This window comes from Leptothoe sp. EHU-05/26/07-4 (assembly GCF_043421015.1).
Lineage (GTDB): Bacteria > Cyanobacteriota > Cyanobacteriia > Phormidesmidales > Phormidesmidaceae > Leptothoe > Leptothoe turfae.
The window spans coordinates 597,055-617,970 of record NZ_JAXSQV010000003.1; the positions used below are offsets into that span (position 1 = coordinate 597,055).

The 20,916-nt window shown below is 48.1% G+C and carries 21 protein-coding genes; 17 read left to right on the plus strand and 4 right to left on the minus strand.

Features of this window, described 5'->3' with window-relative positions; translation table 11 throughout:
* Positions 1-97 precede the first annotated feature (97 nt).
* Positions 98-1,123, plus strand: a complete 1,026-nt coding sequence (locus U2F10_RS10390; RefSeq protein ID WP_499871968.1) for a VOC family protein — start codon at positions 98-100, stop codon at positions 1,121-1,123.
* A gap of 44 nt (positions 1,124-1,167) precedes the next feature.
* On the opposite strand, the gene U2F10_RS10395 is transcribed toward U2F10_RS10390, so the two are convergent.
* Positions 1,168-1,989, minus strand: a complete 822-nt coding sequence (locus U2F10_RS10395) for a DUF1838 domain-containing protein (protein WP_499871970.1) — start codon at positions 1,987-1,989, stop codon at positions 1,168-1,170.
* A 74-nt stretch (positions 1,990-2,063) separates the two neighbouring features.
* Positions 2,064-2,876 carry an aspartyl/asparaginyl beta-hydroxylase domain-containing protein gene (locus U2F10_RS10400; protein ID WP_163703363.1) on the minus strand — a complete coding sequence of 271 codons (813 nt, stop codon included), beginning with the start codon at positions 2,874-2,876 and terminating at the stop codon, positions 2,064-2,066.
* Between the two features lie 313 nt (positions 2,877-3,189).
* Here U2F10_RS10400 and U2F10_RS10405 point away from each other — a divergent pair, with 313 nt between their 5' ends.
* From U2F10_RS10405 to U2F10_RS10430, 6 genes are all read left to right on the plus strand, one after another.
* A complete protein-coding gene (locus U2F10_RS10405; protein WP_499871971.1) occupies positions 3,190-4,668 on the plus strand; it encodes a dihydroorotase in 1,479 nt (492 codons plus the stop codon).
* Positions 4,669-4,864: 196 nt separating this feature from the next.
* Entirely contained in the window at positions 4,865-5,905 is a 1,041-nt protein-coding gene (locus U2F10_RS10410; RefSeq protein ID WP_499866562.1) for a nitrilase-related carbon-nitrogen hydrolase, read from the plus strand.
* Between the two features lies 1 nt (position 5,906).
* Positions 5,907-7,331 (plus strand): aldehyde dehydrogenase family protein, encoded by a 1,425-nt coding sequence (locus U2F10_RS10415; RefSeq protein WP_499871972.1) that lies wholly within the window; start codon positions 5,907-5,909, stop codon positions 7,329-7,331.
* 8 nt (positions 7,332-7,339) lie between these two features.
* Complete coding sequence (locus U2F10_RS10420) at positions 7,340-8,314, plus strand: quinone oxidoreductase family protein (RefSeq protein ID WP_163659174.1); 975 nt, start codon at positions 7,340-7,342, stop codon at positions 8,312-8,314.
* 35 nt (positions 8,315-8,349) lie between these two features.
* Positions 8,350-8,796: a DUF3598 family protein gene (locus U2F10_RS10425; RefSeq protein WP_163659175.1), complete on the plus strand. Its 447-nt coding sequence runs from the start codon at positions 8,350-8,352 to the stop codon at positions 8,794-8,796.
* A 41-nt stretch (positions 8,797-8,837) separates the two neighbouring features.
* Entirely contained in the window at positions 8,838-9,656 is an 819-nt protein-coding gene (locus tag U2F10_RS10430) for an alpha/beta fold hydrolase (protein ID WP_163659176.1), read from the plus strand.
* A 73-nt stretch (positions 9,657-9,729) separates the two neighbouring features.
* Here the strand turns inward: U2F10_RS10430 and U2F10_RS10435 are convergent, their stop codons facing one another.
* Positions 9,730-10,158: a RidA family protein gene (locus U2F10_RS10435; RefSeq protein ID WP_163659177.1), complete on the minus strand. Its 429-nt coding sequence runs from the start codon at positions 10,156-10,158 to the stop codon at positions 9,730-9,732.
* A 482-nt stretch (positions 10,159-10,640) separates the two neighbouring features.
* Here U2F10_RS10435 and U2F10_RS10440 point away from each other — a divergent pair, with 482 nt between their 5' ends.
* From U2F10_RS10440 to U2F10_RS10455, 4 genes are all read left to right on the plus strand, one after another.
* Entirely contained in the window at positions 10,641-11,081 is a 441-nt protein-coding gene (locus U2F10_RS10440; RefSeq protein ID WP_499871974.1) for a response regulator, read from the plus strand.
* 281 nt (positions 11,082-11,362) lie between these two features.
* Complete coding sequence (locus U2F10_RS10445) at positions 11,363-13,666, plus strand: ATP-binding protein (protein ID WP_490793310.1); 2,304 nt, start codon at positions 11,363-11,365, stop codon at positions 13,664-13,666.
* Positions 13,626-14,060, plus strand: coding sequence for a response regulator (locus U2F10_RS10450; protein ID WP_006514402.1), 435 nt, complete (start codon positions 13,626-13,628; stop codon positions 14,058-14,060). Before U2F10_RS10445 ends, U2F10_RS10450 begins: the two co-directional genes overlap by 41 nt.
* Positions 14,027-16,087 (plus strand): ATP-binding response regulator, encoded by a 2,061-nt coding sequence (locus U2F10_RS10455; protein ID WP_499871975.1) that lies wholly within the window; start codon positions 14,027-14,029, stop codon positions 16,085-16,087. The genes U2F10_RS10450 and U2F10_RS10455 overlap by 34 nt, the downstream gene beginning before the upstream one ends.
* Before the next feature lie 127 nt (positions 16,088-16,214).
* Here U2F10_RS10455 and U2F10_RS10460 read toward each other — a convergent pair whose 3' ends face one another.
* Entirely contained in the window at positions 16,215-17,120 is a 906-nt protein-coding gene (locus tag U2F10_RS10460) for a LysR family transcriptional regulator (protein ID WP_499871977.1), read from the minus strand.
* Positions 17,121-17,266: 146 nt separating this feature from the next.
* On the opposite strand from U2F10_RS10460, the gene U2F10_RS10465 reads away from it, so the two are divergent.
* From U2F10_RS10465 to U2F10_RS10490, 6 genes are all read left to right on the plus strand, one after another.
* A complete protein-coding gene (locus U2F10_RS10465) occupies positions 17,267-17,806 on the plus strand; it encodes a redoxin domain-containing protein (protein ID WP_499871979.1) in 540 nt (179 codons plus the stop codon).
* Between the two features lie 127 nt (positions 17,807-17,933).
* Positions 17,934-18,341, plus strand: coding sequence for an MAPEG family protein (locus U2F10_RS10470; RefSeq protein WP_499871981.1), 408 nt, complete (start codon positions 17,934-17,936; stop codon positions 18,339-18,341).
* Positions 18,342-18,511: 170 nt separating this feature from the next.
* Positions 18,512-19,102: a TetR/AcrR family transcriptional regulator gene (locus tag U2F10_RS10475; RefSeq protein WP_163701935.1), complete on the plus strand. Its 591-nt coding sequence runs from the start codon at positions 18,512-18,514 to the stop codon at positions 19,100-19,102.
* Positions 19,103-19,255: 153 nt separating this feature from the next.
* Positions 19,256-19,669: a hypothetical protein gene (locus tag U2F10_RS10480; protein WP_499871983.1), complete on the plus strand. Its 414-nt coding sequence runs from the start codon at positions 19,256-19,258 to the stop codon at positions 19,667-19,669.
* A gap of 141 nt (positions 19,670-19,810) precedes the next feature.
* Entirely contained in the window at positions 19,811-20,422 is a 612-nt protein-coding gene (locus U2F10_RS10485) for a carbonic anhydrase (protein WP_499871985.1), read from the plus strand.
* Positions 20,423-20,560: 138 nt separating this feature from the next.
* Positions 20,561-20,854, plus strand: coding sequence for a hypothetical protein (locus tag U2F10_RS10490; protein WP_163659187.1), 294 nt, complete (start codon positions 20,561-20,563; stop codon positions 20,852-20,854).
* Positions 20,855-20,916: the final 62 nt, after the last annotated feature.

Here is a 20,916-nt window from a genome sequence, read left to right on the forward strand (position 1 = left end):
ACGGCACCTCCCCTTCTAAAGGGGAGGACATCCTAAAACATAATGTCAAACGAATATGTCAAACGAATATTCTCTTTATTTGCCTGACCCTTAAACAATGTCCCAAACCCCATCCCACTCCATTCAAGGTATCTATGAAGTCTGTATCGGCGTCAGAGATGCCCAACCATTAATTCAGTATTGGCAACAGTTTGGCTATACCGTTGGAGAAACCGGTAAACTATCCGCCGCTGATGCTGAGCGACTTTATGGAGTAGCATCATCCGTGCAGTCCATACGGTTACATCACCAGACGGCAGACCATGGATTGATTCGGTTAATGGTGTGGGACAGTCCCATCAATGAAGGATTAAGCATGGCCCCTATGAAGGCACAGGGCAATCGCTGGGCCACCAGTTTAACCTTGGATGTGACTAATCTGTGGAACCATGCGGCAGAAGCAGAAGCCAATGGTTTACCTATTCGCTATGGGCCACCCCAGTGGACGGTGATTTACCCGACGGCCCAGGGACGACCGTTTTTAGATCCGTTGGTGGGTGTGAGGGAAATGCTGTTATTGCAACCCCTGACACGACAGGTGATGTTTGAGCGGTTTAACTATACGGTGCCGGACTATGGTCGGCCCCAATTAGGGTCTGCATTTCAGGCGAGTCAGGTGACCCACATGGGGCTGGTGGTACAGGACGACAGCCAGAAAACTCTGCAATTTTATGATCAGGTATTGGGCTTACTGCGGGTGCAGGATGCCCTGGAGAGCACCTATGAAACAGCGCGGGGTGGGCGACAGATTTTTGATCTGCAACCAGGGGAACGATTTTGGGTAACCGCCTTTGATGATCCACGTTCATCAAAGACCGATTGGCAAACAGCGAGATCGGGCCGGTTATATATTGTGCGATTTCCTGAAGATTTGGAGTTGCCAGATTTTTCAGAACAGTCCCGACCAGGGGTATTGGGAGTGTCGTTGTATACCTATCGGGTAAAGGGTCTGGAGGAGTACCGAGTTCGGATTCACTCTAGTTCAGCTACACACGTTACTGATATTGTCACCAATGAGTTTGGGAAACAAAGCTTTTCATTTATAGCTCCAGACGGTTATTTCTGGACTTTAATCGAACAGTGAAACTGTACTTAGGGGGTAGGTCGAAGGAGAAAGTGCAGTCCCCCTTAAGTACCCTCCACATCCGTCAACGGAAACTCCTTCCCCGCCAAATACTCTTCAAAATGCCGCTTAAAATATCGCCACGAAGTAACATTATCACCCTCTATCCGTGCCTCAGGCGCATGTCGATAGGTCGGAATTCGCGTCTTAATCTGCTCCTGCAAAAGTTCCGGCAACTCCTCAAACCCCGTTAACTTACGTCCACTAGCGCTATAAATCAGCTGCCCCGCCCGATCCCCCATCTTCATCCACGGCACCCATGGTCCCAACCGATCCCACCCCAAAATTACGTTGGCAATAGACGTCGACTCAGGATTTCTCAATTCCCGTGTGGGCACCGTTAACTTAAACAACTCCACCGCCTGATAAAGCGACTGAGGGCTATACTCCACAAAACGCTCATCATCCCCTAATGGATTTGGATAAGACGTAAACAAATCAAATGCAAATGTCGTAAAATCTCCATCCACTTTCGCCCCATACTGCCCTTCAAATGGCTGCCGACCCTGCACCGGACTATTAGCCACATGCATCACCGGCACAGTCTCCCCTGTCCAAGGATTTTTCCAGCTATGCAAAATCTCATCGGTTTCTGGATCTAGATAATAGGTCAACTCCCGTGAAACAAAACTCCAGCTTTCCTCCTTATCCGGGTTGTCTAGACAACGACTCACGTTCATACCAACAATGTTGAACAGATGGATCTTCGGTTCACCCGGCGAGAAGGCATAGACTTTTCCGCTCCAGGTGAGAAACGCTTGCTCCCCTGTTGTTGTGTTGCGGACTTTAACCCAGTCGCGGGCTTCGAACATTTCTTTAGTAGTCATAAATTTAGGGTTACGGCAAGGACGATTATAGGTATTTTGGATCGATTTTCGCAAAAATCTCGCTCCTTTACCTTCTAACTCCCCAATGCTTTATCCCACTCCAGCTGATGGGCCAACCCATACTTAACAAAGTCAGCCTCGCTCGCTTTATCACTTTGACCAAATACTCCCAAACTATAAAGATTAGCCTGCATCCGCTGGGCCACCTGGATTTGTTCAAACTCAATCACCTCTTCCCTGGGTTTATCAGGCTTAAAAAAGTCCACCACCAGCACCGTTCTGTCATAATCCGTATGATTGTGGGGGCAGTGGGGATAGCTATGGTCTAACACCATAAACTCTCCTTCGTGCCAGTGGAGTTTGTCATGACAGATTTTCATTGCCACATCGCCCTTGGGTACAATCAATCCCAGATATCCCCGATACATGTGGGGATTATCGTTGGTGTGGAGCCGAATATCTAAACCAGGATGAAACGTGCCGAAGTAAACGTTTCTAAGAATATTGGCGTTTGTCTGATTAACTTGGGTGACAACTTGAGTCAATTTTGGAAAATAGGTTTCTCTTAACGCCTGGACTTTGCTTGCAGCATTGGTGGTAGTACAATCCGGGTAACCAATCTGATACGTGCGAATATAGTCGTCAATCAGCTGTCCCTGAAATAGAATACCGAAGGCACTATACTTTTTTGCCCCCTTCGTTCGAATGGTTTTGCTTTGGGGTCCCATCATCTGGGCCGCAATGGATTGCTCAGCAGCCGAGCTTTGGGCCATAAAGTTAGAAAACTCCTCTCTAATAGCTTGCCAGTCTGCTTGCAAACCATGCAGAAATGGAAACTGTTGGGGGTCTTGATGATAGTCGTTAAAATCTTTTTTAAGTGCTTGCATATCCCTCTTACATATCCTTGTATGTTGTTACTTGTTAAGAAAATAGAAGATTAATATCTTGGTGGTCTTGCTGTCATTAAAAATTAGTTCACCTATCTAAGATTAATCATGGGTACTAACTTAAGCTGAAACTCCTGTTCTGGTCAGGAGTCAGAAGTCAGGAATCAGACGTCAGAAGCCAGAAATCAGTGAGGAGCTATTCTGACTCCCTGCATTTTTAATTCTATCCTGAGAAAAACATTTCGCTTTGAGTTGATACCCTTAATCATAACGAATTGATGGATTCAGATTTTGATTCAGATCGAGGGGCGCTGTGACTGAGATATCAGGGCTAGATACATTAATCAAGCATGTGAGAGTGGTGCGTCCAAATCAGTCATCAGTAGAACTACTGGATTTGGGCATCAAAGATGGGAAATTCACCCAAATTTCTCCAGAGATTAGTCCTGAACAGGCAAAGGAAGTCATTGATGGCCAACACTGGCTAGGATTTCCTGGCTGTGTGGATGCCCATATGCATATCGGCATTTATCAACCCCTGGAACAGGATGCTGTCGAGGAAAGTAAGGCAGCGGCCATGGGAGGTGTGACCACCAGTCTCAACTATATGCGCACAGGGCAGTATTATCTGAACAAGGGGGGTCCCTACCGGTCATTTTTTCCAGAGGTCCTGGCACGGTCAGAGGGTAACTTTTTTGTGGATTATGGTTATCATCTGGCCCCCATTAGTCCCCATCACATTGATGAAATGTCGTGGCTGTTGGACCAGGGGGTGACATCATTTAAGATTTTTATGTTTTATGGTGGCTATGGTCTCCATGGGCTTTCCGATCAGCAAAGTCTGTTTTTGATGATCAATAAGGAAGATCGCTACGACTTTGCCCATTTTGAATTTATTATGCGGGGGTTGACCCGTTTGCGGCAAGCGCATCCTGAAGTACAGGATAGCCTGAGTTTAAGTCTTCATTGCGAAGTAGCCGAGATTTTAAATGCTTACACTAAACTGGTACAACAAGATACTAGTCTCTCTGGCTTGAAGGCCTACAGTGCTGCCCGTCCACCCCACTCTGAGGGACTGGCCATTTGTATCGCGTCCTATCTGGCCCATGAGACAGACTGTGTCAACATTAATTTGCTACATCTGAGTTCCCAGAAAGCCTTGGCAGCCGCGTTAATGATGCAGAGCACTTTTCCCCACATTAATTTTCGACGGGAGGTGACCGTGGGCCATCTGTTGTTGGATGTGGATGCACCAGCAGGTAAATGGGCCAAGGTAAATCCCCCGATCCGGTCTCGACAGGATGTGGAATTTCTCTGGAACGCGGTATTAGCGGGTCAGGTGGACTGGGTTGTCAGCGACCATGCCTGCTGTTCTGCGGAGAAAAAAGCCAGTCTTAAGGACCCGGAGAATATTTGGCTGGCTAAATCAGGCTTTGGTGGCACTGAATATTTACTCTCAGGGGTGTTTAGCGAAGGTAGTAAGCGGGGGCTGCCTTATCATCGGATGGCGGAGCTGCTGAGTTGGAATCCAGCACAGCGATATGGACTGTTTTGTAAGGGAGATATTGCGGTTGGTTATGATGCGGATCTGGTGTTGTTAAACCCAGATGAGACATTTGTTGTCCAGGCGGATGAATCCCCATCGCAACAGGGATATACCCCCTTCGAAGGGGTGGAGTTAACCGGACGGATAAAACAAACGTTTTTACGGGGGCAGTTAATTTATGATCGCGGTCAGGTGATGGGAACACCCCAGGGTAAGTATTTGAAACGTCCCCTGGCACTCTCGTAAATTAGTCTCTTTTAGAATTCGGAGGTTTACTGATGCAGGCTGTAATAACGAAGTTCGATACTTCATCCCCTCCTGGAAAGGGCAACGGGATGGGTTTCGATCAGTAGCGCTAACGATTAACTCACCCCGGCTGATCAGCATCCCTACCGAGAGGGGATGTAATTGGAAATCTTTTAGGATTAAGAATTCATTCTTTATGGCATCCCCATCTACTTCAAATGCATTTACAGCCTTAGCTATGCAGCTAAAGTCTGAAGCCGTTAACCGGGCAAGGACCTCGTCCGAGGCACGGGCAATTATGGAAGGCGCGATCGCAAAACTGGGTCCTCAAATCGCTGCTGCCCGTGCCTTTATCGGTGCTGACTGTCGTCTGGTAGTACTGCCAGAATACTGGCTCACCGGCTTCCCCATGGGAGAATCGATTATCGAATGGGGCACCAAGGCCTGTCTCACCATGGATGATCCCATGTATGGAACATTGGGAGCGATTGCCCAAAAACAGGGGATTTTTCTGGCAGGCAATGCCTACGAATTAGATCCTAATTTCCCCGATCTCTACTTTCAGAATTGTTTTGTGCTAGATCCCTCAGGGGACATGGTATTGCGATATCGCCGCATTAATTCTATGTATGCCCCCACACCCCATGATGTGTGGGACAAATACCTCGATATCTACGGCATTGAAGGGATTTTTCCGGTGGCCAAAACCGCCATTGGTAATCTGGCTGCCGTTGCCTCCGATGAGATTCTTTTTCCTGAGGTGGCCCGTTGTTTAATGCTGCGGGGGGCTGAAATTCTGCTGCATCCCACCTCTGAAGTGTACGGCAATGCGCGGGCTCCCAAGGAAGCGGCCAAAGTCTCTCGAGCGGTGGAAAATATGATGTATGTGGTCTCGGCCAATACCGCTGGCATTGCCAATACGCCCATTTTAGAAGCCTCGGTGGATGGGGGATCGAAGATTATCGACTACCGGGGATTAGTGTTAGCGGAAACTGGATCCGGAGAAAGTATGGCCGCCTATGGCGACATTGATCTAGAGGCCCTGCGTCGGTACCGGCAACGCCCCAGCATCAAGAACCTGCTGTCCCGGCAGCGCCTGGATGCCTATACTACACTCTATAGTCAGTCTTCCATTTACCCGGCCAATTCCATGGCAGCCGGTGGGGTGGAGCGCAGTCACTTTATCGCCACCCAAAAAACAGCCCTTGAACGATTAACGCAGTTGGGGGTTATTTGACATGGTCACCTTTGACACAGTCACCATCGCCGTACGCAATCCCCGCACGGGCCAACTAGATTATGAGATGACTCCCCCCACGTCTGAACAGTTGACCACCACCTGTGGACATCTACGCCAGGGCCAGCAAGATTGGCACACCAAAGGATTGAACCATCGGATTGAGGCTTTGCAGGCATGGAAACAAGCATTGCTGGACCGCAAAGACGCCTTAATTCAGGCAATTGTGGCAGATACGGGCCGACTCTCGGAGTCTATATTGGAAGTGGACTCATTTCTCTCAGGGCTGGATCGCTGGTGTGAGCTGGCCCCGAACTTGATCGCACCCACTCCAACTAAAACAGCGGCGATTCCCTTTATCCAACTGCGTCCCCAGGTAGTGCCCTACAGCCTGGTGGGGGTGATCAGCCCCTGGAATTTTCCCCTGTTACTAGCCACCATTGATACGGTGCCGGCACTGTTGGCGGGCTGTGCTGTAGTTGTTAAACCCAGTGAGATTGCCCCCCGCTTTATTCGGGTGATGATGGCTGCGATCGCAGCCGTTCCCGCCCTCCAATCTGTCCTCACCTTGATCGAAGGCGCAGGGGAAACCGGCGCAGCCTTGATCGAGCAGGTGGATTTAGTGTGCTTTACCGGCAGTGTCGCCACTGGCAAAATCGTGGCCATGGCCGCTGCCAAACGCATGATCCCCGCCTTTTTAGAACTGGGTGGCAAAGACCCCGCCATTGTTTTAGCCTCCGCCGATGTGGACCAGGCCGCCACCGCATTACTGTGGGGATCGGTGGTGAATGCCGGACAGTCCTGTTTGTCCATTGAGCGAATTTATGTGGATAGAGGGATTTGCGATCGCTTCGTTGAAACCCTGGTCCAAAAAGCGAAACAGCTTAACCTGGCCTATCCCAAACCCAACAGCGGTCAAATCGGCCCCATCATTGCCGCCAGACAGGCCGATCTGATCGCAGATCATTTACAAGATGCCCGCCACAAAGGAGCCATTGTCCACTGTGGCGGTACCGTTGAAAACCTGGAGGGTGGTCTATGGTGTCGCCCCACCGTGCTCACCCAGGTCAATCACACCATGAAAATTATGACAGAAGAAACCTTTGGCCCAATTATGCCCATCATGCCGTTTGACACCGTAGATGAAGCCATCCAGCTGGCTAATGATACCGTTTACGGCCTCAGCGCTGCCGTATTTGCCGGTTCAGCAGATGAGGCCCAGGTCGTTGGCCAACAGATCCAGGCCGGGGCCATCAGCATCAACGACGCCGGATTAACCGCCCTGATCCACGAAGGCGAGAAAAATGCCTTCAAGTTATCGGGACTGGGGGGATCTCGCATGGGACCCGCCTCGATTCAGCGATTTATGCGCAAACAGGTCTTTTTAGTTAAAACCAGCTCGATTCACGATCCCTGGTGGTTTTAAAGAAAATTATGAAAGCATGTCGTATTCATCATTATCAGGGTCCCACATCTGTTCAAGTTGATCAGATAGATGTGCCAGAGCCTGGTCCTGATCAAGTTAGAATCCGAGTGCGGGCAGCAGGATTGAACAACTCTGACCTGCAAACCACCCATGGCACCTATCGGGGGTATGGGCATCAAGGATTACCTCACATTTTGGGACAGGAGGCTGCCGGAGAAATTGAGGCTATCGGGTCTGGTGTCACTGAATTTACCCCTGGAATGCGGGTCTTCGGCCATGTCAGTGGAGCCTTTGCCGAGACTGCCCTGGGACCCGCTGCCGAATTCCTCCCCCTGCCGCAGACTATCCCGTTTGAGGTGGCTGCCAGTCTCCCCATCGCCTATCTCACAGCCATAATGGCCCTGGTTTGCAAAGCAAATCTGCAGGCAGGTGAGTGGGTCTTAATCCATCCCGGCAGCGGTGGTGTGGGCACCGCCGCCATCCAACTTGCCCAATTGCTAGGAGCCCACGTTATTGCCACTGCCAGCTCTGAATCAAAAATCACCCATTTACAGGATTTAGGCGTTGACCATGCCCTCAACCACCGCACGCAAAATGTCGTTACAGAGGTACAACGTATTACAGAAAATAAAGGTATACAGGTAGCTCTAGACGGCGGCGGACAGGTCACCTTGCCCCAATGCTTAACAGCTGTTGCCAATGAAGGTCGCATTATCTCCTATGGATATACAACAGGTGTGGAAGCAACGCTGCCGCTGGTCAAACTCATCGGTCGTAATGTACAGCTATTTGGCATTGCCCTCTGGTATAACCAGCATTATCGAACCACCTTAACCACCCTGCGTGATTTGGTGGTTCCCGCTATTGTTAACGGTCAAGTACAGCCTGCCATCACTGTAGTTCAGGGCCTGGAGTGTGTGCCACAAATATTATTACAAATGGAACAGAATCATCTTAAGGGAAAAGTTGTTATCGTTCCATAATTTTAGGTCGTTTCGCTAAATTAGGAGCTAGTCAAATGTCTGCAATCAAAGAAGGAATGCCCGTTCTCACTCGCCATGAAGGCCAATGGACCGGAACTTACACAGTGGTTGATAATGATGGCAAAATTCTCGATCAACACCAATGTCTGATTACCTGCGAGTTTCCAGACGACCAGCCCCATCCTTATTTTCAAACCAATCGCTACACCTGGGCCGACGGCAAAGTAGAAGAATATCAGTTCCCTGGTATGTATCGAGATAACAAGCTCTGGTTTGACACCGAACGCATCGAAGGCAAAGCCTGGGACGCAGACGATTCCATTGTAATCCTTTGGTTTGCCTACAAAGGAATCCCAGATGCCTTTGTCTACGAAATGATCCACCTGAGTAAGTGCAACAACCATCGCGCCCGCACCTGGCACTGGTTTAAAAATGGAGAAATCTATCAACGAACACTAATCAAAGAAGCACGAATTCAGTAAGAAAAGAAGATTTACACGTGTTTGATTCCTGGAGACACCCCATGCAACCCATCAAACGAGCCTTTCTAGATACCGCCGATGGCCAAATTCACTATCGCATCGGCGGCGAAGGCGAACCACTCCTACTACTCCACATGAACCCCCGCAGCAGCGACGAATACCGAGAACTGATGCCAATTTTGGGGCAACACTATCAGGTAATTGCCATGGACGCCATGGGCTTTGGCGATTCCGATAAACCCCCCAGAATGTACACGATTTACGACTATGCCAAAACCGTAATGGCATTACTGGACGAATTAGACATTCAAGAAACCAACATTCTCGGCAACCATACCGGTGCCTTTATCGCCGGAGAAGTCACCGCCGCCCACCCTGAGCGGGTCAACAAACTGATCTTAGGTAATGTCCCTGGCTTTGGAGAACAGGGCAAAGCCAGACTCATGGAACTATTTGAACAGGGCTTTAAGATCCAAGACGATGGCTCCCATCTCATGCAACGATGGCAGGCCCGTTCCCGTTATATCGGCACGTCTGAGCTCAACCATCGCTGGGTATTGGACGACCTCAAATGTTTTGGTCACCCCCTGTACGCTGTTTGGGCAGTTGCACAATATTGTCTAGAAGCTGAGGAAAGATTAAAACAGGTCAAATGCCCCACCCTGATCTTCTGGGGCTTAGACGATGTCAAAGAATTCGAAAGACTGGGTCTCTCCAAACCAGAAGACAGATTTTTTGTTAGCCAGGTAATCCCCCATGGTAAGGTGATCGACATTCCCGAGGGAACTATCTGCATGATGAGTCAGATGGCCGAAGAGATTGCGAATATGGTACTTGATTTTTTGAAAGGTGCAGTCTAATGAGGGGTGATAGAGTGATAGGGTGATGGAACACTCCCCTACTCCATCACCAATCTTCCCTCACCGCCAACAACTAACTCCCCAACACCGCCGTACACTTAATCTCAACAATCAGCCCTGGTGTAGATAGGGCCACAATCCCCATGCCAGTCCATGTAGGGAAGTTCTTTGTGAAATAACGATCTTTTACCTGAATAAACAACAACAAGTGAGGAATTTTTAAATCCTGTGGATTCTCTATCGGAGTATCAACAACATGATACGTAATCATCTCCACCACATCATCAAACGTGGCTCCTGCTGATGATAGAACCTTTTCCACATTCTTAAATGCCTGGTCAAATTGAGCTTCTGTGCCCTCCACCACCTGCATATTTTCATCTCTTCCCACTTGCCCTGAAATATATAAGGTATCTCCCACTTTTATCCCAGGACAATAGCGATATTTTTCATACAAAATTTCCATTCCTTCAGGAATTATAATCTCGCGCTTAGTACCCATAGCAAAATCCTCACAGCGGTCTCTAGTGGCTGAATTGTAATGATTGAATTGATTATAAACGGTGCCCTGGGAAACAATTTAATCCGAGTATCATCCTATGCCTGAAGAAGAATTTGTTCTCCAAGGAAGCCTGACTACCCAGGTTAGACAGATGACCCCAGGCTGTGTTTTTGGCAGCCAGCCTTTATACCCCATGCTCCCGCTTATACAGAAACAAGATACTTTGCCCTAGTACATGGCGGTAATCCCCACATTTCCTATCGTCCGTGGATACCGCCCTTTCATAGCCACTATCCTTGGGAATGGAATCAGAAAGAAAAGACTGCCTACCCAACCAATTGACTGGCATCTTAGTACATTAAAAATCATGAAAATTAATGTGTAAGATGAGTTATGGGAGGTCATAGCCAATGAATCAAAGCTAGTATCTGAACAATTTTGTTGCCCAGTTGGGCGTCAAGGTATGGGGAGCTAGGATTGCTATGGATGACCGTAAACGCGAGCGACTGGTTTTAGTAATTGACGATCAGCCAGAGCATTTACAAATTATTGAACAGGTCCTCACCAATGGCACTGTTCCTTGTCACATCGTTTCTATCGCTGACAGCCATCGGGCCATCGATTTTCTGCGGCATAAAGGAAATTATCTTCAGGTGCCGCGCCCTGATTTAATTTTACTGGACCCACAATTAGCAGATGGCAAAGGCCAGGCTGTTCTTTCAGAGGTGAAAACAGACGTGTCTCTCCGTCGTATTCCTACGATTGTTCTCAGCCCTGTAGCTGATCAGACTAACGTCATCAGTAACTATCAACTGCAGTGTAATAGCTATGTGATTAAACCTCAGGATTTAACAAGTTTGACCGATGTCATACAGGTGATTGAATCATTCTGGCTTAACATTGTAACGCTGCCACTGGAGTAAACACTTCAGCCAAAATGAACTAAGCCAATTAAGCATCTATTTATGTGTAAAAAGTCATGATAATTGTTGCGATTGAGAGAGTAGTTTAGTCGCCTCAACACATGACTACGACAGCATTTCAAGAACTCCCTATTTATTTAACAATTCAAACAAGGCACAGAGAGAGACCTGGGATATTCTGCAAGGTAGCTGTCAATAATTGATGGCGTTGCGCCTAGCGAACAGTGCCGTGCTGATCGTTCGTTTGGTGTTCACTTCACTGATCATCTACGGAGGACAGTATGATACATACAAATCTAACTCAATCAAGTCCCAACCTGGCAGCCTTAAAACAGCCATCAATCACCAGTCTGACAAAGATTCAGCCCCATGGGGTTGTGTTGGTGCTAGACCCCAATGACCTGACCGTATTGCAGGCGAGTACCAACACAATTGATGAATTTGCCTTGGACGTCAGGGACGTCATCGGCAGGCCTTTAGATGAAATTCTCGATCCTTTCCAAGTTGATCAATTTAAGGTAGGACTGACAGAAGAGAAGTTAGATTTTATTAATCCGGTCAAGATATGGGTACGCAGAGAAGGGGATGATTATCAGGTATTTGATGCTGTCTTTCATCGCAGCAACGATGGCTTTTTAGTGCTTGAACTTGAGCCTGCCCTTACCCAAGAAAATATTCCTTTTTTAAGCTTTTATCACCTGGCTAGGGCCTCAATTAATCAGCTGGAATCTACAGCGGAGCTATATGCGTTTTGCCAGGTCATTGTCCGAGAAGTGCGCAAGGTGACCGGGTTTGATCGGGTTATGCTCTACCAGTTTGATGATGATGGTCACGGTGAGGTGGTAGCAGAAGAAAAATGTGAGGACATGGAGCCGTATTTGGGGCTGCATTATCCCGAATCGGACATCCCCAAAACAGCTCGCCAGATGTTTCTCTCCAACTGGATTCGGGTAATTCCCGACGCAGCGGCTACTGCGGTGGATCTCTATCCTGCTAAAAATCCGGTGACGCAACAGCCTACGGATTTAACGCACTCGATCCTGCGTAGCGCCTATTCTTGTCACTTGGAATATCTCCACAATATGGGTGTGGGGGCTTCATTAACAATTTCGTTGATGAAGGATAACAAGCTATGGGGATTGATTGCCTGCCATCATCGAACCGCTAAATATGTTCCCTACGAACTCCGTAAAGCTTGTGAGTTTTTAGGACGGGTGATCTTTTCCGAGATTGCCACCCGAGAGGAAGTTGCCGATCATGCCCACCGTATTCGGATCGCCAATGTCCAGTCCAGCCTGATTGAGGCTATGTCCCAGGCGGATTATTTTGTTGAGGGTTTAACAGGCGATCAAGCCAGCCTGCTGGAGCTGGTTGGCGCTAGTGGGGCAGCCGTTTACTTTGGTAATCGGTGGACTTTAGTGGGAGCCACCCCGTCAGAAAATGAGCTGAACTATTTAACCCAATGGTTAGGGAAACAGCTAGATGATGATATTTTCTACACCGATGCTTTACCCCTAATCTATTCAGATGCCCAGCGTTTTAAGCATTTAGCCAGTGGGTTATTGGCTATTCCCATTTCTAAGCGCAGCTATGTGCTCTGGTTCCGTCCAGAGGTGATTCAAACGGTCAATTGGGGCGGTGACCCTAACAATGCCTATGCTGTAGAAGAATCTGAACAGGGTCTAAAGCTCTCGCCACGGCAGTCGTTTGCCCTGTGGAAAGAGACTGTGCGATGCAAGTCACTCCATTGGAAACCAATCGAAATTAAAGCAGCGTTAGAACTGCGCAAGGCTGTTGTCAATGTAGTTCTACGCCAGGCCGAAGAACTTGCCCTATTGGCTCAAGATCTAGAGCGATCTAATGCGGAATTAAAAAAGTTTGCCTACATCGCCTCCCATGATCTACAGGAGCCTTTGAACCAGGTAGCCAATTTTGTGCAGCTATTGGAAATGCGCTATAGCGAAGAACTGGACCAGGACGCCAAGGAATTTATCAACTATGCGGTGGGGGGTGTGCACCAAATGCAAACCCTGATCGATGACGTATTGCTATACTCCAAGGTGGATATCCAAGGGATAGACTGTGCCCTAACAGAAGTTGATGTAGCTTTAGAGAAAGCTTTAAAGAATCTACAGGGACGAATTCATGAAACGGGGGCAGTTGTCACCTACGACACAATGCCGACGTTAGTGGCTGACGGCACCCAACTGATGCAGCTATTCCAGAATTTGATTGGTAACGCCATTAAGTTTCGACGTTCTGAAGTGTCTCCCACCATTCATGTGGGTGTAGACCGTGAGGAAGATAGCTGGCTGTTCTCAGTACGGGATAATGGCATTGGTATCGATCCTGAATTTTTTGAACGTATTTTTGTCATTTTCCAACGGTTACATACCCGTGATGAGTATCCTGGCTCAGGTATGGGCTTAGCCATTTGCAAGAAGATTGCTGACTGTCACCGAGGTCGTATCTGGGTGGACTCTGCAGTAGGTCAAGGCGCGACATTCTATTTCACATTGCCAGTCGGAGGTCGAGATCGTACCAGTGGACGCAGGACGCAAAGTTATTTTCTTGATCGAGGATAATCGGGGCGATATTCGCCTGATTCAAGAAGCCCTCAAACACGCGGGTACCGCCTGTGATATTGCTGTCGCTAGAGACGGTGTAGAAGCTATGGCCTACCTGCGTCGCGAGGGCGACTTTCAGCAAGTCAAGATGCCTGATTTAATCCTTCTTGATCTCAATTTACCTAAAAAAGATGGTCGAGAGGTCTTAGCCGAAATCAAAGCTGATCCCAAGCTTAAACATATTCCAGTGGTCGTATTAACGACATCGCGCAATGAAGATGACATTCTTAATAGCTATGACTTACATGTCAACTGCTACATTTCCAAATCTCGTAATTTAGCTCAGCTATTTACCATCATCCAAGGAATTGAAGAGTTTTGGCTGAAAACCGCTACGCTACCCAAACTTTGACCGATCCTAGACTAGGGACTAGCACCCGAGTGTTATTGATTGAAGATAGCGCTGCCGATGCTCGACTTCTACAAGAGTTTCTCAGGGAAACCTTATATGATGAGTTTCTCTTGACCCATGTGGAACGTCTTGGTAAGGCGCTACAGCAGCTACAGGACAACACCTATGATGTTGTTTTGTTGGATTTGACGTTGCCCGATAGCGATGGCCTGAGTTCACTGAATGCCCTCCTCCTCCAGGCACCCAGCGTTCCGATTGTGGTTTTAACCAATACCAACAATCCTGAGCTTGCGGTTGAAGCTGTGCGCCAAGGGGCGCAAGACTATTTGATTAAACGACAAATGCACCATGAGGTGTTGGTGCGATCGCTCCGCTATGCCATTGAGCGCAAGCAGCAGGCCGAGGCACTACGGGCAGCCAATGAAGCCTTAGAACATCGGGTGCAGGCACGGACGCGGGAGTTAGAGCTGGCCAATCAGCGACTACGCCAGGAGGTCAACTATCGTCAAACGGTGCAGGAGCGGCTAGCCCTGGCCCAAAAGGCGGGTAAAACCGGCATTTTTGAATGGAATATTCGCTCCAACGAGGTTACCTGGAGTGCAGAATTAGAGGCACTTTATGGGGTATCTCGGGGTGACTTTGATGGGTCCTATGATAATTGGATCAAGGCAATTCACAGTGAAGACCGGTCTCGGGTCGAGCAAGATTTATGGCGCTCTGTCACCGTGGGCAAGGGTCTCAACAGTGAGTTTAGAATCTCCCACCCCAGCGGTATTCGATGGATTAGTGTCAGCAGTCGCATTTTCAACGGGGAGGATGGCAAACCCCTGAGAATGTTAGGCATCCATTTGGATATTACTGAAAAGAAACAGCTGGAATCCCAATTTTTGCAGGCCCAGCGACTGGAAAGTCTAGGGGCGTTAGCCAGTGGCATTGCCCATGATCTTAACAATATTTTGACTCCTATTTTGGCCGCTGGGCAATTATTACCGATTACCCTGGAGACCATCGACGAACGGTCGCAGCAGCTGATTGAAACCTTAAACTGTAGTGCTCAGCGGGGGATCAAACTCGTCCAGCAAATTCTCTCATTTGCCCAAGATGGCAAGAGTGTTAGCAGTGTCCTATCCATCGGCGATTTGTTAGCAGAGACAAATCAGATTGTAAAACAAACTTTGCCTCAGTCTATAAATGTTCATGTTGAGGTGCCTGCCGATCTATGGTTGGTCAAAGGTAATGAGACACAGCTGCACCAGGTATTCATGAATCTCTGTGTCAATGCCCGAGATGCCATGTCCGAGGGGGGCATCTTGCGGGTCTCTGCAAAAAACTTGGTGATTGATGAGCCCTATTTACAAATGCATGGTGATGCTACGCCGGGTCCCCATGTGATGGTGACCGTGACAGATACGGGCATAGGGATTGCACCAGAAATTCAAGAACATATTTTTGATCCGTTTTTTACGACCAAATCCACTGGTCAGGGTACGGGGCTGGGGTTAGCCGCTGTGCTCAATATTGTGAAAAGCCACAATGGTTTTATCACGATGCAAACAGCGGTGGGTGAGGGCAGTCAGTTTCATGTTTATCTGCCCGCTGATCCCAATTCTGTTTCGGTACCAACACCACCGTTAGAATTGTTGTGCGGTCACCAAGAGGTGATTCTGGTGGTGGATGATGATCCGGCAATTTGTAAGGTGATGCGGCTGTCGTTGGAGACCTATGGGTATCAGGTGCTGATTGCTAATGATGGATTGGGTGCGATCGCAATGCTAGCCGAACACCGCGCTTTAGTACGCTGCATTTTGATCGACCTGATGATGCCAGATATGGATGGTCAAACTGCTATTCCGCTGTTGCAACGGCTTCAGCCTGAGGTGAAGGTGGTGGCCATGACTGGAGCGATTATCCCAACGCAGGCAGATTCGGTGGCGAACGAATTAAGGTTAGATGGCACCCTAAATAAACCGTTTACTACTCGAGATCTACTCATGCTGCTGCAAAAAGTCCTCGTCTCCCAGGGATGAGTTCATCCCAAGAACAGCCACTAGTGGCTGCAAAATATGCAGGTAACATAGGGCCTCAAGGCATACATTCAAAACGTCGAATGCAGCGTCAAAGCCGCCATCGACTGTAAACTCACCCCACCAAAAACTAAAGAGCAGCATGCTCCTTTGACTGCCAATCATAGCTAGCAGCAAAATGGCAAAACTGTTGCACCAGCTCAGACTGCTGATGTTGCCGCCATTTTAGTCCAATGGTGCGCTCAAAGTCCAAATCTGAAATCGGTAGATACACCATACCCGGTATCCCCTGCCAGTAAGGCATAATACACAGCCCCAATCCTGCCTGAATCAACGAAAACACCCATTCCTCATGGCTCGCCCGATAAACAACCTTAGGACGAATATGAGCAGCATCCAACATCTGACATTCCTGGGGAAAAAACTCACAATTAATCCGGTCAATAAACGGTTGCCCCTCCAGCTCCGCCAGACGCACTGAAGTCCGCTGAGAAAACGGATGGCTGAGCGGCACCGCTAACCGCAACGGCTGCCGAAAGAGCACAGTAGACGTCTGAGAATCAGCATGAACCACCGGTTGAGATACCCCACGCAAACTCAACACCGTTAAAACAACATCCACATCCCCTCGCTCTAACCCATCCTGCAACGTCTCCAGCGTGCCATCGTGTAACTCAACCGTGATATGGGGGTAATGCTGCTGAAAGGAACTGACTAAATTAGCCAAAACCGCAACGCGCATCGTACTCAAAACACCCAGACGCAGCGTAGTCTCATCATTAAATCCCTTCAGCTCATGCAAAGCCGCCTGGTACTGCTCCATAATCACCTGGGCTTTCTCCATAAAAGATCGCCCTGCCGCCGTCAGCACCGTGCGCCTCCCCCCGCGCTCAAACAAAGATACCCCCAACTCCTGCTCCAATTTCTTAATCCCGGTGGAGAGAGAGGGTTGGGACAGATAAAGCCGCTCAGCCGCCCGTGAAAATGTACCTGTTTCAGCAATTGCTAGGAAATAACGCACTTGATATAAATCCATCTATAGGTACCTTCTATAGGTTTTATACTCAGAATAGCCTTGTTGAATAGTTTAACCTGGGACACCATTGAGGAGACAAGGGCAAACGATAACTTCTCAAAGCCCTTATCCCTTAACAACGCGAACATTAAACTCAAACAACAATTATGACAGCCACTGTAAATGGAACCTCTGCCAAACTGGTCATGGGGCATACAGCTCCCGCTTTGGAAGTGAACACATTGAACCATGGCCTTTGGAATCTGACTGACCAGACGCCTGAAAACTACACGATGATAGTTTTCTACCGAGGTCTGCATTGTCCTGTTTGCGTCCAATACATCAGCGAACTAGAACAAAAACTCAATGCCTTTAGTCAGCTCGGTGTAACCGTTATTGCCATTAGTGGCGATGATCAGGAGAAGGCGGCTCAATTGCAAGCAAAAACTAACTCACAACAGCTAACACTGGGATATGGCCTAACCTATGACGCTATGCGCCGTTGGGGGCTATACCTAAGTAAGGGACATTTTGATAATGAGCCCACTCTGTTTAGTGAACCCGCCCTTTTTCTGATCAAACCCAACGGTCATATCTACCTAGCTAACTTGGGCACCCATCCCTTTTCCCGCATCAGCTTTGACTTCCTAATTCAGGGATTGGAATACGTCATTCCCAACAACTATCCCTTCCGTGGCACTGAATAGCCATAGAAATCTTATTGATCGATGATCAGCTGATCGGACAATCCCCTTCTCTGAATTAATTCAACAGAAGACTGTGATCCTCTGTATGTGAGAGGATCACAGTCTGATAACTCATCAGGAGAAAATCATGAACTCATCCTTGTTTTATCTCGCTGCCAGCGGCATGCTGTGCGTCCTCCTTTGGACCCCCTATATTCTCAATCGAGTCTTTGTATGGGGCATTCCAGCATTTGCCAGCAACTATCCCAGCAAAAAGTTCCCAGCCGAAGCCCCGGCAATTCCAGTATGGGCAGAACGGGCCCAACGCACCCACCTCAACATGGTTGAGACCTTACCTGCCTTTGCCGCTGTCGTGCTTGCAGCTTATCTAACCGATGCTAACAACGACATTGTTAACAGTTGGGCCGCTGTCTTTTTCTGGGCCAGAATATTCCACGCTAGTGTTTACATTCTGGGTGTCCCTTACCTGAGAACCCCCACCTACCTAGTCTCTTGGGCTGCAGTACTGATTATTGGCGCTCAAGTTGTCTTCTAAATATCAATGGGCAAGTGGTTTATCTATTATACATGCCACACTCAAACCCCTTGCCTCGTCTTCTTTATGCCCCCTACAAGGAGATGAATACCCAGTTGCCACCCACAAAGTTCCTGACAACCATGAGTCAGTCACTTGACTTTTAAGACGACCGGTCATATAATAAGCCCATGGCTAGACCAAAACGCAACGACAATACTCGAGAAAAGTTACTGGACCAAGGCATTAAGCTGTTTATGGATCAGGGCTATCATGGCACTGGCATCAAGGAAGTTGTGGATTTAGTCAAGGTTCCCAAGGGGTCTTTCTACAACTACTTTGACAGCAAAGAACAGTTTGGGGCTGATGTCATTCGGCACTATGCCAGGTGGGTTGTGACAAACATGGCCGCTTGGCTCAATGGTTCAGAGGACAACGCACTGATTGCCCTTGAACAGTTTTTTGAGCAAGAAATGCAGCGACATCAGGAGGTGAAAGCAGGCTGCATTATCGGTAATTTAGGAGCAGAGTTGGGGGCAAGCAGTGAGCGATGCCAACAGGCCATGATTGAGGGATTTGCCGCCATGAAAAACCAGTTTCTCCAAACCCTGAAGCGGGGCCAGACCCAAGGTTCAATTCGGCATGATATTTCTGCCGAAGACCTTGCAGATTTTTTGATCAATGCCTATGAAGGCGCTTTACTGCGCATGCAGGTCGAACAATCGGTAGAACCCATCCGGAAATTATGGCAGTTGCTCAACAGTTATTTGGTGGCTCCCTAAACCTCTCCACAATCCATGCAAGAACGCACCTGCGTGTGTCCAAATTTAGATAAATAGCGAATATCCTGCATTGGCCGCCCAGCTGTGCGACCCTACATTGAGAAATTGTCGTTATTTTAAGACGACTGGTCGTATTTTAATCACACAACAATCATGAAAAACACACTGCAATGGAAAATTCCAGGTCAAGAATTTGAAGACGGCAGTCTGGTTACTGACTGGAAAAAGATCGAGGGGAACCCCTGGCACCTTCAAATAGAGAGTCAGTATGAGATGACATTTGATATTTACGAACATGACGGTCAGTTCTGGAAGCTGTATCAGGCTCGTTGGGTGATAGAAGGGACCACTGGATATCTCTATCGCTATGGTGGCCAAGCCTGCCGCATGACTCAGGTGCAGTACAAGCAAACGGTGCGATCGCCCCATTCTGGGTTGTTAAAACAGGCTGGAGATCTAGAGTGGGTTCGAGTCTACGAAGTGGATAAGCGGATTCATCAGGTGATGCGGATTGGGAGGATAAATCCGAAATATGACAACAGCGTTGTTGTTGAAAAATTGGCGTAATGAGGGGAGCAATTTAAGGTGCTAGCGGTTAACCCACCTCGTTTCCCGTCCCAGGAAAGGATGAGGGTTTGGCTTCATATTTAGATCCAAGATTTAGTTCAGTTTACATGAGCAAATTTATTAACCCAAAGGAGTTACATCATGAGTTCTACAGTACCAAATTTTGATGCTTACATCTTCTCAAAACAACCTAACTACCATGAACCAACGGTACGTCAGGAACTTGCCAAGGCCGTACCGAATCTGAGAACAATTGTGGTCTATTGTTATGATCCCAGGGTGATTGAAATTCCCATCGCTGTGGCAGAAGAATTTGACGAGGTGTATCCGGGCACTATTGTCACCGATGTCCAGGGAAATAAAGTTGCTTCGTCGGCCACTCTCTTTGAAGTTGTTGTGGCCGGGGGGCGAGCCGTGGATGCACTGCGCTCAATTACGGTGGCACAACATTTATTTGGCATTGAGAATATTGTCATCGTCCATCATACCTATTGCGGGGCTACCTCATTTACGCCAGATGGGTTGATCGAGGTCTATAAACGTGAACATCATCAGGACATTGCGGCTCTTTATGAGCGGGCCAGCATCTCCATTGGTGACTTTGCCACATCCCTGAAGTATGACACTCGCTTAGTCAGGGAATCGAAAGGTACACCCAAACATGTCAACATCTACGGCTATGTCTACAACACTGATACCCATGGGCTGACAAAGCTTGTAGAAGACAAAGGATTGGTTACAGCTAATCCTTAAAGCTATGAAACAGACAGATCGAGAAGTTGTTGTTATTACTGCGATCGCACTCACCCTCGCTGTCATCATTCAACTCTTTTCCATAGTCTAAATTTCACCCCACTATACCAATTAGTCATCCTGATTAAGGAGACAGTCATGAAGTCCTCCTCATTTTCAAATCGGTTGGCGGATACTGCTAAAAGTAGATCTTATCAGCAGACTCCGGCAACCTTCACCAAAAACAGAATTCAAGCAGCCTTTATGGCAATGGCTCAGACCGTGGCGCAGTTTTTGCACGATCAAGTGAGCACTGAACCCTTGGTTTCAGAACACCAGGATAGAAACGGTGAGCGCTACTACCGAATCTACGATCCGCTGGATGAGAAAATGCATTACTTCAGCTCAAAAAACGAGGTTCGCATCTGGTTAGATCAACGACACTACCGATAAAATCGTCCAGGAATCTCGCTTTCTCTGTTACCCGGCCCAACGAACAATCCTTACCTACCGGA